Below are 14,808 nucleotides of genomic sequence, written 5' to 3' on the forward strand. Positions count from 1 at the left end.
TCCCCGGGACCACCCCTAGAGGCCCTTCAACAACCCGCCGCGATCTTGCGTTTTCGGTCGTTCGTATGCGTGGCATGCCCCAATTGCCGGGACAGTAAGTGCAAGATCGCGGAGGCTGGGGTGGGACCGGGTCAGTCTAGGGGGACCTTGACCGCGGCGGCGGCGCGGGCGTGGCGGGCGCTGACCACTGTCATCGCCCACCCGGCCGCAGCGAATCCGGCCGCCGCGACGGTGGCGATGATGGCCAGCCGCCAGGCCGACTCGGTCAGTGCGGTGCCGCCCAGGTGCCCGACCAGCGCGCCGTAGGTGGCCCAGCCCAGCGCGGCGACGGCCTCGTAGAGCACGAACAGGCGGTACGGGTAGCGGCTACGCCCGGCCGAGAAGCAGGCCGCCATCCGGCCGCCGGGCACGAACCGGCAGAGCAGGATGACCAGCGGCCCGGGTTGTCGCAGCCCCTGGGTGACCCGGCTGGCCACCCGGCGGGCGCGGCTCAGCTCGGCGTGCCGGGGTGGCCGCCGGTCCGGCGCGCTGCGCCCCAGCAGATAGCAGGCCAGGTCGCCGGCGAATACGCCGAGCGCGCCGACGGCGATGGTGACCGGCAGGCTGAGCCCGCCGTAGACGGTGAGCGCACCACTGGTGATCATGACGATCTGGGTGGGGATCACCGGCACGAAGGCGTCCGCGATCAGGAGCGCGAGCAGCACCAGGTACGCCCACGTCGGCGACGCGACGTCAGTCAGTAGTTCGGGCACGCCTGCCACCTCGCCGGATGCGGCCGATTGGGTGTCTTGAGCCTGACGTCGTGTCCGGCGTCACGGTGGACGGCCCCGGCCCGTCGTGACCGTCGACACGACTGGGCCACCCAGCTACAACGAGGCCGATCGCTGCCTGGTGACGGGTTCGGAGGCTGTTCCACCCGTTCGAGGCGGGCGGCAGAACGGCGTTCCTCGGCGTACCGTTGTCGGCGCGGCCACGCCCGTCGGGTCCCCCGTTCCTGACGATTCGGCCGCCAGGGCCGCCGGCGGGTCCCGCGCCGGCGGCCCACCCCTCCGCCGTAAATCCGGGTGCGTCCCCGATCGTCGCGAGGGTACGGTCGCCGTATGCGCAGCGCGGTAGTGATGACCACGACGCCGGGTGTCCCCGGCGCGCCGCTCTGACGTAACCACAGTCGACCAGGCCCCGGGGCGATCCGCCCCCGAGGGCAGCGCGCCGAACGGAGCTCAGGTCGCCTCCGGGTCGTACCCGATCCAGGAGCCCGACATGATCGACCACCGTAGGCTCGGCCGCGAGCTGGACCTCTTCGTCTCCGACCCGCTGGCCGGCGCCGGCCTGCCGATCTGGCTGCCGGCCGGCGCCGCCGCCCGGCACGCCGTCGAGGAGTACGTCCGGGAGTTGGAGCGCCGCTCCGGCCACCAGCACGTCTACTCGCCGCCGCTGGGCAAGCGGGAACTCTTCGAACTCTCCGGCCACCTCGGCTACTTCGCCGACGACATGTTCCCGCCGATGCGGCTGAGCGCCGACGACGAGTTCGTGCTCCGGCCGGCGCTCTGCCCGCACCACGCGTTGGTCTTCCGGGCGCGGGGCCGTTCCTACCGGGAGCTGCCGTTGCGGATAGCGGAGCTGGGCGGGATGTACCGCTCGGAGCGCTCCGGCGTGCTCGGCGGGCTGTCCCGGGTGCGCGCCATCTCGCTCAACGACGCGCACACCTTCTGCGCCCCCGAGCAGGTCGGCGCGGAGGTCGTCGAGATCCTCGGGCTGATCCGTGCCGCGCACGCCGCGCTCGGTGTCCGGCCGGCCGGGTTCCGGCTGTCGCTGCGCGGACCGGGCGAGAAGTACGTGGGCGACGACGCCCAGTGGGCCCGCGCCGAGGAGTTGCTCCGGGAGGCGCTGGCCAGGGTGGAGTACGTCGAGGCACCGGGGGAGGCCGCCTTCTACGGCCCGAAGATCGACATTCAGATCGTCGACGCCGCCGGCCGGGAGTCGACCATCTCCACCATCCAGCTGGACTTCGACAAGCCGGAACGGTTCGACCTGTCGTACACCGACTCGGACGGCAGCCGGCGTCGGCCGGTGATGGTGCACCGCAGCCTGGTCGGCAGCATGGAGCGGCTGTTCGCGTACCTCATCGAGGTGCACGAGGGGGCGTTCCCGGCCTGGTACGCGCCCGTCCAGCTGGTGCTGCTGCCGGTCGACGACGGCCAGGCCGACACGGCGGCCGTCCTGGCCCGGCGGGCGGGCGACGCCGGCCTGCGGGTCGCTGTCGACGCCGCCGGCTCGCTGGGCGCCCGGGTCCGGGACGCGGCCCGCCGCCGCGTCCCGTACCTCGGGGTGCTGGGTGCCCGGGAGGTGGCCGACGGGCACCTGGCGCTGCGCCTGCGCGGTGGCCGTGCCCTGGCCCCGATGCCCGCCGACGCCGCGCTCGCCCTGATCGGCGGGCAGGTCGCCGCCCGCGCGACCGACCTGCTGCCGTCGGACTGACACCCCCACCGATCGTCTCGCGCGCACGGCCGCCCGACCTCAGACCGACGCCGGTTGGGCGGCCGGTTCCTCGTCGACCACCGCGCCGGTGAACTGTGAGCGGTAGAGCCGGTGGTACGCGCCCTGAGCGGCGAGCAACTGCTCGTGGGTGCCCTGCTCGACGATCCGACCGTTCTCCATCATGAGGATCAGGTCGGCGTCGCGGATGGTGGAGAGCCGGTGCGCGATCACGAAGCTGGTCCGGTCCGAGCGCAGCGCGGCCATCGCCCGTTGCAGCAACACCTCGGTGCGGGTGTCCACCGAGCTGGTGGCCTCGTCGAGGATCAGCAGCGACGGCTCGGCGAGGAACGCCCGCGCGATGGTGATGAGCTGCTTCTCGCCGGCGCTGACGTTGCTGCCCTCCTCGTCGATGACCGTGTCGTAGCCGTCGGGCAGGCTGCGCACGAACCGGTCCACGAAGGTGGCCCGGGCGGCGGCGAGGATCTCCTCCTCGGTCGCGTCCGGCCGCCCGTAGGCGATGTTGTCCCGGATGGTGCCGCCGAACAGCCAGGTGTCCTGGAGCACCATGCCGATCCGGCCACGCAGGTCGTCACGGCGCATCGTTGTGATGTCCACCCCGTCGAGGGTGATCCGGCCGGCGTCCAGCTCGTAGAACCGCATCACCAGGTTGACCAGGGTGGTCTTGCCGGCGCCGGTCGGGCCGACGATGGCCACGGTGTGCCCGGGCTCGGCGATCAGCGACAGGTCGTCGATCAGCGGCTTGTCCGGCTCGTAGCGGAACGAGACGTGCTCGAACTCGACCCGACCGTGCGGGTCGGTGACCCGGGCCGGCTCGACCGGGTCGGGGGTCTGCTCGTCCGCGTCGAGCACCGCGAAGACCCGCTCGGCCGACGCCACCCCGGACTGGAGCAGGTTGGCCATCGAGGCGAGTTGGGTGAGCGGCTGGGTGAACTGGCGGGAGTACTGGATGAACGCCTGCACGTCGCCGAGGCTCATCGTGCCCGAGGCGACCCGCAGCCCGCCGACCACGGCGATCGCCACGTAGCTCAGGTTCCCGATGAACATCATCGACGGCATGATGATCCCGGAGATGAACTGTGCCCCGAAGCTGGCCCGGAACAGCTCCTCGTTCTTCGCGTGGAACGCGGCCTCGACCTCACGCTGCCGGCCGAAGACCTTCACCAGCTCATGACCGGTGTACGCCTCCTCGATCTGGCCGTTCAACTCGCCGGTGTGCGTCCACTGGGCGATGAACTGCTTCTGCGAGCGCTTGGCGATGCGCTGGGTGACCAGCACCGACAGCGGCACCGCGACCAGCGCCACCAGGGCGAGCACCGGCGAGATCCAGAACATCACTGCCAGCACGCCGACGACGGTCAGCAGCGAGGTGAGCAGCTGGCTGAGGGTCTGCTGGAGGCTGGTGGAGATGTTGTCGATGTCGTTGGTGACCCGGCTGAGCAGCTCACCGCGCGGCTGCCTGTCGAAGTAGGGCAGCGGCAGCCGGTTGAGCTTCTCCTCCACCTCGGCGCGCAGCCGCAGCACTGTGCGCTGGACGACTCCGTTGAGCAGCCAACCCTGCCACCAGGACAGCAGGCTCGCGGCCAGGTAGAGCCCGAGCGCCAGCAGCAGCACCCGCTTCAGGGCGTTGAAGTCGATGCCCACACCGGGCACCACGTCCATCCGGGCCAGCATGGCGGCGAAGCTGTCGTTTCCGCTGGCCCGGGCCGCCGCGACGGCCTGCTCGGCGGTGGTGCCGGCGGGCAGTTGCCGGCCGATCACCCCGCTGAAGATCAGGTCGGTGGCGTGGCCGAGGATCTTCGGCCCGGCCACGCTGAACCCGACGCTCACCACGGCGAGGGTGATGATCGCGGCCAGGTGCAGTCGGTGCGAGCGCAGCCGGCCGAGCAACCGTCGGGCCGACGGCCCGAAGTTCATCGACTTCTCGGCAGGCATTCCGGCGCTCATCCACCCCGGGCCGCCGCGCTGGCCGCCGGGCGGCAGCCGCTTCGGCGTCGCCGCGCCCCCGCCGGGCTGCTGCGCGGTCTCGTCCGGCATCCGTCCGTCGCCGGCCAGCTTCTGACTGGGTACGGCCGCGGTGCGCGGCTCGTCACGCTCGCTCATGCCGCCACCTCAGAGGTCTGCTGCGAGGCCACGATCTCGGCGTACGTCGGGCAGGTTTCCAACAACTGGGCATGTCGTCCCACTCCGACGACGCCTCCGTTCTCCAGGACGATGATCTGATCGGCGTCGATGATCGTGGAGACCCGCTGGGCCACGATCACCACCGCCGCCTGCGCGGTGACCGGCCGCAGTGCCGCTCGCAGCCGCGCGTCGGTGCCCAGGTCGAGCGCGGAGAACGAGTCGTCGAAGAGGTAGATCTCCGGTTGCCGTACCAGGGCCCGGGCGATGGCCAGACGTTGCCGCTGCCCACCGGAGACGGTGGTGCCGCCCTGCGCGATCGGGGCGTCCAGCCCGCCGGGCATCTGGGCCACGAAGTCCCGGGCCTGGGCGATCTCCAGCGCCGTCCACAGCTCCTCGTCGGTGGCGTCCGGGTTGCCGTAGCGCAGGTTGCTGGCGACCGTTCCGGTGAACAGGTACGGCCGCTGCGGCACCAGGCCGATGCGTCGCCACAGCTCGTCCGGCGCCAACTCCCGCACGTCCACCCCGTCGACCAGCACCGCGCCGGCGGTGACGTCGACCAGGCGGGGAATCAGCGACAGCAGCGTCGTCTTGCCCGCGCCGGTGCTGCCGATGATCGCCGTGGTGGTGCCCGGGGTCGCCCGGAAGGAGATGTCGCGCAGTACCGGCTCCACAGCGCCCGGGTACTGGAAGCGCACCCCGCGCAGCTCCAGCTCGGCTCGGGTGGGCAGCTCGGTGACCGGCGCGGCGGCCGGAACCACCGAGGAGTCGGTGTCCAGCACCTCGACGATCCGCTCGGCGCAGACGGCCGCCCTCGGCACCATCATCAGCATGAAGGTGGCCATCATGACCGCCATCAGGATCTGCATCAGGTACTGCAGGAACGCGGTGAGCGCGCCGACCTGGATCGCTCCGGCGTCCACCCGCTGCGCGCCGAACCAGAGCACCGCCACGCTGGAGACGTTCAGCACCAGCATGACCACCGGGAAGATCAACGCCAGCAACCGACCGGTACGCAGAGCGGTGGCGGTCAGGTCGGCGTTGGCGACGCCGAAGCGGTCCGTCTCGTACGGCTCGCGGACGAACGCGCGGACCACCCGGATGCCGGTGATCTGCTCCCGCAGCACCCGGTTGACAGTGTCGATGCGGGTCTGCATCAGCCGGAAACCCGGCACCATCCGACGGATGATCGCGCCGAGGGCGATGGCCAGCACCGGCACGCTGACCAGCATCAGCCAGGAGAGCCCGACGTCCTCACGCAGTGCCATGAACACGCCGCCGACGCTCATGATCGGTGCGGCGACGAGCATCGTGCAGCTCATCAGCACGAGCATCTGCACCTGCTGCACGTCGTTGGTGTTGCGGGTGATCAGCGACGGCGCCCCGAACCGGGCCACCTCGCGGGCGGAGAAGCGGTTGACGTGCCCGAACAGTTCGGCGCGGACGTCGCGACCGAAGCCCATCGCGACCCGTGCGCCCAGGTAGACGGCGACGATCGAGCAGACGATCTGGATCAGGCTGACCAGCAGCATCCAGCCGCCGGTGCGCACGATGTAGTCGGTGTCGCCCCGGGCCACGCCCTGGTCGATGATGTCCGCGTTGAGGCTGGGCAGGTAGAGCGAGGCCATGGTGCCCACGAACTGGAGCAGCACGACCGCCAGCAACGGTCTCTGATAGGTGCGCAGTTGGCCGCGCAGGAGTCGGATCAGCACGCCGGGTCCTTCGTTTCGGTAGGGCGTCCGGTCATCCGCGGGTCGTCTCCGCTGCCGATGACCTCAAGCAGGAACTCCCGGATCACCTGGGCCTTCGCCGGGTCGGCGTCGACCGAGGTGAGGGGCCGTCCGGAGTGCATGAGCGCGCCGAGCGCGGCCACCCGTTCCCGCCCGGCGGGGGTGATGGCGAGCCGGATGCTGCGTCGGTCGTTGTCGTCGCGCTGCCGCTCGACCAGACCGTCGCGCTCGAGCGTGTCGACGATGCCGGTCAGCGTCGCCGGGCGCACGAACCCCTTCTCGGCGACCGCCCGGTGCGGCAACTCGCCGTGTCGGGCGAGCGTCATCAGGGTGATCATGCCGGCCTGGGTGAGGCCGTGCTCCTCGGCGAGGTAGCGGTTCCACCGCTGCCCGACCAGGTGCCCGGCCACCACCAGCAGCCGGCCGAGCGGCACGTCCTGGAGGGTCACGAGTTCCACGACAGGTAGGTTAGTCCCCTGATAGTCAGGGGCCAAACGAAATTGCCGCAGCGGTGGCCACGAACACGATCTGTAGGGCGGCGCGCCGCGCCAGCGGGGTGACCGGGCGGCCGGCGAGGGTCAGTTCGCGACGGGCGGCCGAGATGTTGGCCGGGAACATGGCGAGCATGAGCAGGCCGAGCCCGGCCGCCGCGACCCGGGCGGTCGCCGGCACCAGCAGGCCGACCGCGCCGACCAGTTCCAGCACGCCGGTGATGGTGACAAACAGGTCAGGTCGGGGCAGTCGGGGCGGGACCATCGCGATCAAATCGGCGCGGCGCTGCCCGACGAAGTGCGCGACGGCGGTCAGCGTGAACATCACGGCCAGCCCGACGCGCAGCGCGGGGTGCCAGCCGTCCAGTGCGGAGATGCCGGCCAGGCCGGCGAGACGGGCCAGCGCGGTGCCGACGATCAGGGCGATCAGGGGTGCCACCGGAATCCTCCTCAGGAAAACTTGTCATCGGCAAGATTGCGCGCCCTTGGCGAATCTTGTCAATGGCAAGATAGGATTCACACATGACCGACACTCGCGCCTACCACCACGGCGACCTGCGTCGCGCCCTGCTCGCCGCGGCGCTGGAGGCCGTCGGGGAGGTCGGGCCCGCCGCGCTGAGCCTGCGCGACCTGGCCCGACGGGCCGGTGTCTCGCACGCCGCGCCCGCACACCACTTCGGCGACAAGGCGGGCCTGCTCACCGCGCTCGCCGCGCAGGGCTTCGACCTGCTGGCCCAGACGTTGACCGAGGCGGATGACGACCTGTTGGAGGCCGGTGTCGCGTACGTCGATTTCGCCGTCACGCACCGGGCGTACTTCGAGGTGATGTTCCGGCCGGAGCTCTACCGGGCCGACGACGCCGAGGTGATCGCGGCGCGGGGCCGGGCCGGCGCCGCGCTCCGCTCGGGGGTGGCGGCGCTACCCACCGGCGGCGCGCCCGCCGACACCGACCGGGACTCGCTCGCGGCCTGGTCGATCGCGCACGGCTTCGCCACCCTCTGGCTGGCCGGCGCGCTGCCCGACCGGGTGGGCGACAACCCCCGCGAGGCAGCCCGCGCCGTGCTGCGCCGCCTGTCAACCTAGAACCAAGCCCTCACCGCCCCCCGGGCCCCAGGCCCCACGGCCCTCCCCGGTTGATCATGAAGTCATTGCCATGACACGCCGACGTGGGAGGCAACAACTTCATGATCAACGAGGGGGGTGAGGTGGGTGGGAGGGGCGGGGTGGGGGTTACCAGCTGGTGGGGAGGGGCATTCCTTCGGTGAAGCCGGCGGCGCTCTGCACGCCGACGATGGCCCGCTCGTGGAACTGGGTCAGGTCCCGTGCGCCGGCGTAGGTGAAGGCGCTGCGTACCCCCGCGATGATCTCGTCGATCAGGTCCTCTACACCGGGGCGGGCCGGGTCCAGGTGCATCCGGGCCGAGGAGATGCCCTCCTCGAAGACCGCCTTGCGGGCCCTGTCGTACGGGCTGTCGTCGGCGGTTCGGGCGCTGACCGCCCGAGCCGAGGCCATCCCGAAGCTCTCCTTGTACCGCCGGCCGTCCGCGTCGGTGTAGAGGTCACCGGGGGACTCGTAGGTGCCGGCGAACCAGGAGCCGATCATCACGTTCGACGCGCCGGCGGCGAGCGCGAGCGCCACGTCCCGGGGGTGCCGCACCCCGCCGTCGGCCCACACGTGCCGGCCCAGTTGGCGGGCGGCGGCCGCGCAGTCGAGCACGGCGGAGAACTGCGGTCGACCCACGCCGGTCATCATCCGGGTGGTGCACATCGCGCCGGGGCCGACGCCGACCTTGATGATGTCCGCCCCCGCCTCCACCAGGTCGCGTACGCCCTCGGCGGTGACCACGTTGCCGGCCGCCACCGGCACCCCCGGGCCCAGCTTCCGGACCGCCTGAAGTGCGGCGATCATCCGTGCCTGGTGGCCGTGCGCGGTGTCCACGACCAACGTGTCCACCCCCGCCTCCAGCAGCGCCGAGGCCTTGCCGGTCACGTCCCCGTTGATCCCGACGGCCGCCGCGATCCGCAGCCGGCCCCGGTCGTCCACGGCCGGCGTGTAGAGGGTGGCGCGCAACGCGCCCTGTCGGGTCAGCACCCCGACCAGCCGACCCTCGGCGTCCACCACCGGTGCGAGTCGGCGGCGGCCCGCCGAGAGCAGGTCGAAGCCGGTACGCGGATCCGCGTCCGCCGGGACGGTGTGCAGCTCGGTGGACATCACGTGACGCAGCTGCGCGAAGCGGTCCACGCCCGTGGTGTCCGCCTCGGTGACCACACCCATCGGCCGGCCGGCGTCGTCGACCACGATCACCGCACCGTGCGAGCGCTTGGGCAGCAGGTGGATGGCGTCGCCCACGGTCTCGGTCGGGCCCAGCGTGATGGGCGTGTCGTAGACCAGGTGGCGCTGCTTGACCCAGGCGACGACATTCGCCACCACCTCGATCGGAATGTCCTGCGGAATCACCGTGATGGCACCCCGGCGGGCCACCGTCTCCGCCATCCGCCGTCCGGCGACAGCTGTCATGTTCGACACCACCAACGGAATGGTGGTGCCGGTGCCGTCGCCGGTGGAGAGGTCGACGTCGAGCCGGGAGCCCAGGTCGGAGCGGGCCGGCGCCATGAAGACGTCGGTATAGGTCAGGTCGTGCGCGGGAGCCGCGCCGTGAAGGAACCGCACTCGACAATCATTCCCGCTCGCGGCCAGTTCCACCGCCGGTGGTCGCGCAAAACACTCGCATCGTCGTTGGGCCTGGTTCCGGCGGCGTCGTCGGTGCTCGCCGCGGGAGCCGGTCAGCCCAGCAGGAGCGCCACGGCGAGCCCGGCCATCACGACGGCGATGACCGCGTCCAGCACCCGCCAGGCCGTGGCGCGGGCGAGCATCGGCGCGAGGCGCTGCGCGCCGACGCCGAGCGCGGTGAACCAGACCACGCTGGCCAGGACGGCGCCGGCGCCGAAGACCCACCGGTGCGGGTGTTGTTGGGCCACGCTGCCGAGGAGCAGGACGGTGTCCAGGTAGACGTGCGGGTTCAGGTAGGTGAAGGCGGCGCAGGCGAGCAGGGTCGCCCCCAACGTGGCCGGCGGCCGCTCGGTGGGTAGCAGAGCGCCGGGACGTAGGGCGCGGCGGGCGGCGAGCCCCGCGTAGCAGAGCAGGAAGGCCGCGCCGCCCCAACGGATCGCCATCAGCAGACCCGGTCGGCCGGTCACCAACGAACCAACCCCGGCCACCCCCGCCATGATCAGCAGCGCGTCCGACGCGGCGCAGGTCAGCACCACGGGTACGACGTGCTCGCGTCGCAGGCCCTGACGCAGGACGAAGGCGTTCTGGGCGCCGATGGCGACGATGAGCGCGATGGAGATCGAGAAGCCGGAGACGGCGGAGGTGAGCACGGAGTCGACGCTAGGGCGGTCGACGGCCACCAGTCCAACTAAAGATTTTGACGCAACTTAAGCTCAGCTAATGGATGGTCTCGACTCGGCGCAGCTGAGGACCCTCGCTGCGGTGGTGGCGGAGGGCAGCTTCGACGCGGCGGCCCGGCTGCTGCACGTCACGCCGTCGGCGGTGAGCCAACGCATCAAGGCGCTGGAGGAGACCGTCGGCCAGGTGCTGGTCCGCCGCGCTCGTCCGTGCGTGGCAACCGACGCCGGCCGCCCGCTGCTGCGCCTGGCCGGCCAGCTCACGCTGCTCGAACGGGAGGCGCTGGCCGACGCCCGTGGCCCGCTGGCCGGCGGCGGCCGGATCCGGGTCGCCGTGGTGGTCAACGCGGACTCGCTGGCCACCTGGTTTCCCGCCGCACTGGCCCGGTTGCCGCAGCGGGCCGGGCTCTCGTTCGACCTACGGCAGGACGATCAGGACCACACCGCCGAGCTGCTCCGCGACGGTTCGGTGACGGCGGCGGTCACCGCCCAGCGCGAGGCCGTGCAGGGCTGCCGGGTGCTGCGGCTCGGGGCCATGCGCTACCACGCGCTCGCCACCCCGGAATTCGCGACGTCCCACTTCGCCGGCGGATTCACCGCCTCCGCGCTGGCGAGCGCGCCGCTGATCGTCTTCGACCGGAAGGACCGGGTGCAACACCGCTTCATCCGGTCGGTGACCGGTCGGCTGCTCGACCCGCCCGTGCACTACGTACCGTCGATTCCGGCGTTCAGCGAGGCGATCCGGCTCGGATTGGGCTGGGGCCTGGTGCTGGAACAGATCGCCCGGGCCGACCTGACCGCCGGTCGCTGTGTCGACCTCGCGCCGGGCCGACACCTCGACGTCCCGCTGTACTGGCAGCACTGGCGGCTGGAGTCGGACGTGCTGAACGCCCTGACCGCCGCCGTCCGCGCGGTCGCCAGCGAGGCCCTGCGCTGACCGCCCGCCGGGCGGCTCAGGCGATGGTGCAGATGGGCGCACCGGCGGTGATCACGGCGCCGACCTCGGCGCTGAGACCGCTGACCGTACCCGCCTTGTGCGCGTGCAGCGGCTGCTCCATCTTCATCGCCTCCAGCACCACGACCAGGTCCCCCTCGGCCACTGTGTCGCCGTCCGCCACCGCGATCTTGACGATGGTGCCCTGCATCGGCGAGGTGAGCGCGTCGCCGCCGACCGGGGCACCGGCCTTGGCGCCGCCGCCGCGCCGAGTCGGCTTGCGGGAGGCGGGCGCCGCTGTGGTCGTACTCCCGCCGAAGCCGGCGGGGAGGCTGACCTCGAGGCGCTTGCCGCCCACCTCGACCACGACGGTGTCGCGTTCGGCCGGCGCCTCGGCGGCGCCGGCGGCGGCGGTGAACGGCGGCACCGTGTTGTGGAACTCGGTCTCGATCCACCGGGTGTGCACTGTGAACGGCTCGGCGGTGAACGCCTCGTCCCGCACGACGAGCCGGTGGAACGGCAGCGCGGTGGCCATCCCGTCCAGGACCATCTCGTCCAGCGCGCGGCGGGCGCGCTCCAGCGCCTCGGTCCGCGTCTCACCCACGATGATGACCTTGGCCAGCAGTGAGTCGAAGTTGCCGCCGATCACGTCGCCGGCCGAGATGCCGGTGTCGACCCGCACACCCGGCCCGCTGGGCAGGCGCAGCGCTGTGACAGTGCCGGGGGCGGGCAGGAAGTTACGGCCCGGGTCCTCACCGTTGATCCGGAACTCGATCGCGTGCCCGCGCGGCGTCGGGTCCTCGGTGATCCGCAGCTTCTCGCCGTCGGCGATCCGGAACTGCTCGCGGACCAGGTCGATGCCGGCGGTCTCCTCGGTGACCGGGTGCTCGACCTGGAGGCGGGTGTTGACCTCCAGGAAGGAGATGGTGCCGTCGACGCCGACCAGGTATTCCACGGTGCCGGCGCCGTGGTAGCCGGCTTCGCGGCAGATCGCCTTGGCGCTCTGGTGGATCTGCGCGCGCTGGGCGTCGGTGAGGAACGGCGCGGGCGCCTCCTCGACGAGCTTCTGGTGACGTCGCTGCAAGGAGCAGTCCCGGGTGCCCACCACGATCACGTTGCCGTGCTGGTCGGCGAGGACCTGCGCCTCGACGTGCCGGGGCTGGTCGAGGTACCGCTCGACGAAGCACTCGCCCCGACCGAACGCCGCGACCGCCTCCCGGGTGGCCGACTCGAACAGCTGGGGGATCTCCTCCATCGTGCGGGCGACCTTGAGGCCGCGCCCGCCGCCACCGAAGGCGGCCTTGATGGCGACCGGCAGGCCGTGGTCGACGGCGAACGCCATCACCTCGTCCGGGCTGGCCACCGGGTCCGGGGTGCCGGGGACCAACGGTGCGCCGGCCCGCTGGGCGATGTGCCGGGCGGTGACCTTGTCGCCCAGGTCGCGGATCGCCTGCGGGGTGGGGCCGATCCAGGTCAGCCCGGCGTCGATGACGGCCTGGGCGAAGTCGGCATTTTCACTGAGGAAGCCATAACCAGGGTGTACGGCGTCGGCGCCGGCCCGAGCGGCGACGTCGAGCAGCTTGTCGATGCGCAGGTAGGTCTCGGTCGCGCTGTCCCCGCCGAGGGCGTAGGCCTCGTCCGCGAGGGTGGCGTGCAGGGCGTCGCGGTCGGAGTCCGCGTACACGGCGACGCTGCCCAGGCCAGCGTCGCGGCACGCGCGGATCACCCGGACGGCGATCTCGCCGCGGTTGGCGATGAGTACCTTGCGCACCTTCGTGGCTCCTCCCGGGCAGGTTACTGACGGGGAGTGTATCGGCCGCCCACGGCGGCCCTAACGATCGCTCAGTGTGGGATGCCACACTGCACCCGCCACGGCTTAGTCAAACTTGTCTATTACGCTTGTCGGGTGTCTTCGACTCGGATGATGATTCTCGGTCTGGTGCGGTGGATGCAGCCCGTGCACGGCTACGACGTGCGCCGCGAGCTGCTGAGCTGGAGCGCCGACAAGTGGGCGAACGTACAGCCCGGATCGATCTATCACGCCCTGCGCAAGCTCACCGAGGAAGGGCTGCTCCGTGCCGTCGCGACCGAGCAGGTCGGCGCCCGTCCGGCGCGCACCACGTACGAGGTGACAGTCAAGGGGGAGGACGAGTTCGAGACGTTGCTGCGCAACTCCTGGTGGACCATCAGCGAGCCTGCCGACCCGTTCGTGGCGGCCTTCTCCTTCCTGCCGGCCATGCCTCGCGCTGAGGCGGCCGCCGCCCTGCGTAACCGGGCCAACCTGCTGCGCGCCGGCGTCGAGTCGATGCGCGCCTCGCTGGAGTCGGACTGGGTGCGCAACCGCAAGCCGGCGCACGTGGGCTGGATGTTCGAGCTGTGGTCGGCGCGGGCGGAGGCGGAGATGACCTGGTGCGAGCGGATCGCCGAGCGGATCGATTCCGGAGTGTCGTACCTACCTGCTGAGCTGGATGAAGCGCAGGGTTGGTCGGGGTGGAGGGACGGCGTGGAGCCGTCCGACACCAACGCGGAATAATCAACGTTGACTAAAAAAGCTATATCGCGTTAGCCTGCTGACGGCACAGCGGGGGAGTGCGCCGTCCGGCGTCGTCCCACTCGACGGCCGGCCCGACCGGCCCGAACGACCAGGAGCAGAAATGATCGAGACCAGGGGGCTGCGGAAGTCGTTCCGCTCCCGCGCGGGTCGAGAGACGAAGACGGTGGACGCCGTGCGGGGCGTCGACCTTGACGTTGCCAAGGGCGAGATCTTCGGCTTCCTCGGCCCGAACGGCGCCGGCAAGACCACCACGCTGCGGATGCTCGCCACGCTGATCGAGCCGGACGGCGGCGAGGCCACCATCGCGGGCGCCGACCTGCGCAAGGACCCGGCCGAGGTGCGCCGCCGCATCGGGTACGTCCCGCAGGGCGGCAGCACCTGGGACGAGTCCACCGCCCGCGAGGAACTGGTGCTGCACGCGCGGATGTACGGCATCAACAAGGTTGACGCGCAACGGCGCGCCGCCCGCGCGCTGGACGCCTTCCAGCTCACCGAGTACGCCGACCGCAAGTGCAAGACCTACTCCGGCGGCCAGCGTCGCCGGGTGGAGATCGCCCTCGGCATCATCCACGAGCCGAAGATCGTCTTCCTGGATGAGCCGACCACCGGCCTCGACCCGCAGAGCCGCGCCCACATGTGGGACGAGATCCGGCGGCTCCGCGCCGACGGGATGACCGTCTTCATCACCACCCACTACCTGGACGAGGCCGACGCGCTCTGCGACCGGATCGCGATCATGGACAACGGCGAGGTGGTGGCCGAGGGCACGCCGACCGAGCTCAAGCGGGAGATCTCCGGCGACGTGGTGCTGGTCGGTCTCGACCTGGCAGCCACCCCGCAGGCCGCCCAGACGCTCGACGGCGAGCCGTACGTCAACAAGCTGGAGACGGTCGACGAGGGCGGCCTGCGCCTCTACGTCGACGAGGGCGCCACCGCCATCCCGCAGGTGCTGCGCCGACTCGACCACGCCGGGCTGGAGCTGCGCTCGATCGAGCTGCACCGACCCAGCCTGGACGACGTCTTCCTCACCAAGACCGGCCGCTCGCTGCGCGAGTCCTGACCACCGGAGACCACT

General features: G+C 71.5%; 13 protein-coding genes. 5 read left to right on the plus strand and 8 right to left on the minus strand.

Features of this window, described 5'->3' with window-relative positions; genetic code table 11:
- Positions 1-131 precede the first annotated feature (131 nt).
- The gene (locus tag ABZS40_RS02370; RefSeq protein ID WP_354941048.1) at positions 132-752 is read right to left on the minus strand and encodes a DedA family protein; all 621 of its coding nucleotides are present in this window, start codon (positions 750-752) and stop codon (positions 132-134) included.
- Between the two features lie 508 nt (positions 753-1,260).
- Between ABZS40_RS02370 and thrS the strand changes: the two genes are divergently transcribed.
- Positions 1,261-2,478 carry a threonine--tRNA ligase gene (gene thrS / locus ABZS40_RS02375; protein ID WP_354941051.1) on the plus strand — a complete coding sequence of 406 codons (1,218 nt, stop codon included), beginning with the start codon at positions 1,261-1,263 and terminating at the stop codon, positions 2,476-2,478.
- A 39-nt stretch (positions 2,479-2,517) separates the two neighbouring features.
- Here the strand turns inward: thrS and ABZS40_RS02380 are convergent, their stop codons facing one another.
- From ABZS40_RS02380 to ABZS40_RS02395, 4 genes are all read right to left on the minus strand, one after another.
- The gene (locus tag ABZS40_RS02380; RefSeq protein WP_354941580.1) at positions 2,518-4,533 is read right to left on the minus strand and encodes an ABC transporter ATP-binding protein; all 2,016 of its coding nucleotides are present in this window, start codon (positions 4,531-4,533) and stop codon (positions 2,518-2,520) included.
- Positions 4,534-4,595: 62 nt separating this feature from the next.
- Positions 4,596-6,329, minus strand: coding sequence for an ABC transporter ATP-binding protein (locus ABZS40_RS02385; RefSeq protein WP_354941054.1), 1,734 nt, complete (start codon positions 6,327-6,329; stop codon positions 4,596-4,598).
- Positions 6,323-6,805, minus strand: a complete 483-nt coding sequence (locus ABZS40_RS02390) for a MarR family transcriptional regulator (RefSeq protein WP_091394443.1) — start codon at positions 6,803-6,805, stop codon at positions 6,323-6,325. Before ABZS40_RS02390 ends, ABZS40_RS02385 begins: the two co-directional genes overlap by 7 nt.
- A 25-nt stretch (positions 6,806-6,830) precedes the next feature.
- Positions 6,831-7,277, minus strand: coding sequence for a DoxX family membrane protein (locus tag ABZS40_RS02395; protein WP_354941057.1), 447 nt, complete (start codon positions 7,275-7,277; stop codon positions 6,831-6,833).
- Positions 7,278-7,360: 83 nt separating this feature from the next.
- Between ABZS40_RS02395 and ABZS40_RS02400 the strand changes: the two genes are divergently transcribed.
- A complete protein-coding gene (locus ABZS40_RS02400) occupies positions 7,361-7,921 on the plus strand; it encodes a TetR/AcrR family transcriptional regulator (protein WP_354941060.1) in 561 nt (186 codons plus the stop codon).
- Between the two features lie 147 nt (positions 7,922-8,068).
- Here ABZS40_RS02400 and ABZS40_RS02405 read toward each other — a convergent pair whose 3' ends face one another.
- Both ABZS40_RS02405 and ABZS40_RS02410 read right to left on the minus strand, forming a co-directional pair.
- Entirely contained in the window at positions 8,069-9,508 is a 1,440-nt protein-coding gene (locus ABZS40_RS02405; protein WP_354941063.1) for a GuaB1 family IMP dehydrogenase-related protein, read from the minus strand.
- A 113-nt stretch (positions 9,509-9,621) separates the two neighbouring features.
- On the minus strand, positions 9,622-10,218 hold the full coding sequence (locus ABZS40_RS02410) for a LysE/ArgO family amino acid transporter (RefSeq protein WP_354941066.1): 597 nt from the start codon (positions 10,216-10,218) through the stop codon (positions 9,622-9,624).
- 70 nt (positions 10,219-10,288) lie between these two features.
- Between ABZS40_RS02410 and ABZS40_RS02415 the strand changes: the two genes are divergently transcribed.
- The gene (locus ABZS40_RS02415; protein ID WP_354941069.1) at positions 10,289-11,182 is read left to right on the plus strand and encodes a LysR family transcriptional regulator ArgP; all 894 of its coding nucleotides are present in this window, start codon (positions 10,289-10,291) and stop codon (positions 11,180-11,182) included.
- 16 nt (positions 11,183-11,198) lie between these two features.
- Here the strand turns inward: ABZS40_RS02415 and ABZS40_RS02420 are convergent, their stop codons facing one another.
- Positions 11,199-12,950, minus strand: a complete 1,752-nt coding sequence (locus tag ABZS40_RS02420; protein WP_354941072.1) for a biotin carboxylase N-terminal domain-containing protein — start codon at positions 12,948-12,950, stop codon at positions 11,199-11,201.
- Between the two features lie 150 nt (positions 12,951-13,100).
- Between ABZS40_RS02420 and ABZS40_RS02425 the strand changes: the two genes are divergently transcribed.
- Together ABZS40_RS02425 and ABZS40_RS02430 are read left to right on the plus strand one after the other, a co-directional pair.
- Positions 13,101-13,712 (plus strand): PadR family transcriptional regulator, encoded by a 612-nt coding sequence (locus ABZS40_RS02425; RefSeq protein WP_354941582.1) that lies wholly within the window; start codon positions 13,101-13,103, stop codon positions 13,710-13,712.
- 121 nt (positions 13,713-13,833) lie between these two features.
- Positions 13,834-14,793 carry an ATP-binding cassette domain-containing protein gene (locus tag ABZS40_RS02430; protein WP_354941075.1) on the plus strand — a complete coding sequence of 320 codons (960 nt, stop codon included), beginning with the start codon at positions 13,834-13,836 and terminating at the stop codon, positions 14,791-14,793.
- Positions 14,794-14,808: the final 15 nt, after the last annotated feature.

Origin of the sequence: Micromonospora sp. NPDC005324, assembly GCF_040607155.1 — a bacterium.
In the GTDB taxonomy this organism is placed as follows: domain Bacteria; phylum Actinomycetota; class Actinomycetes; order Mycobacteriales; family Micromonosporaceae; genus Micromonospora; species Micromonospora trifolii.

Excerpts from the sequence above, each read along its gene's own strand:
- thrS (WP_354941051.1), top strand. The coding sequence starts at position 1,261 with ATGATCGACCACCGTAGGCTCGGCCGCGAGCTGGACCTCTTCGTCTCC.
- ABZS40_RS02380 (WP_354941580.1), bottom strand. The coding sequence starts at position 4,533 with ATGCCGGACGAGACCGCGCAGCAGCCCGGCGGGGGCGCGGCGACGCCG.
- ABZS40_RS02400 (WP_354941060.1), top strand. The coding sequence starts at position 7,361 with ATGACCGACACTCGCGCCTACCACCACGGCGACCTGCGTCGCGCCCTG.
- ABZS40_RS02415 (WP_354941069.1), top strand. The coding sequence starts at position 10,289 with ATGGATGGTCTCGACTCGGCGCAGCTGAGGACCCTCGCTGCGGTGGTG.
- ABZS40_RS02425 (WP_354941582.1), top strand. The coding sequence starts at position 13,101 with ATGATGATTCTCGGTCTGGTGCGGTGGATGCAGCCCGTGCACGGCTAC.
- ABZS40_RS02430 (WP_354941075.1), top strand. The coding sequence starts at position 13,834 with ATGATCGAGACCAGGGGGCTGCGGAAGTCGTTCCGCTCCCGCGCGGGT.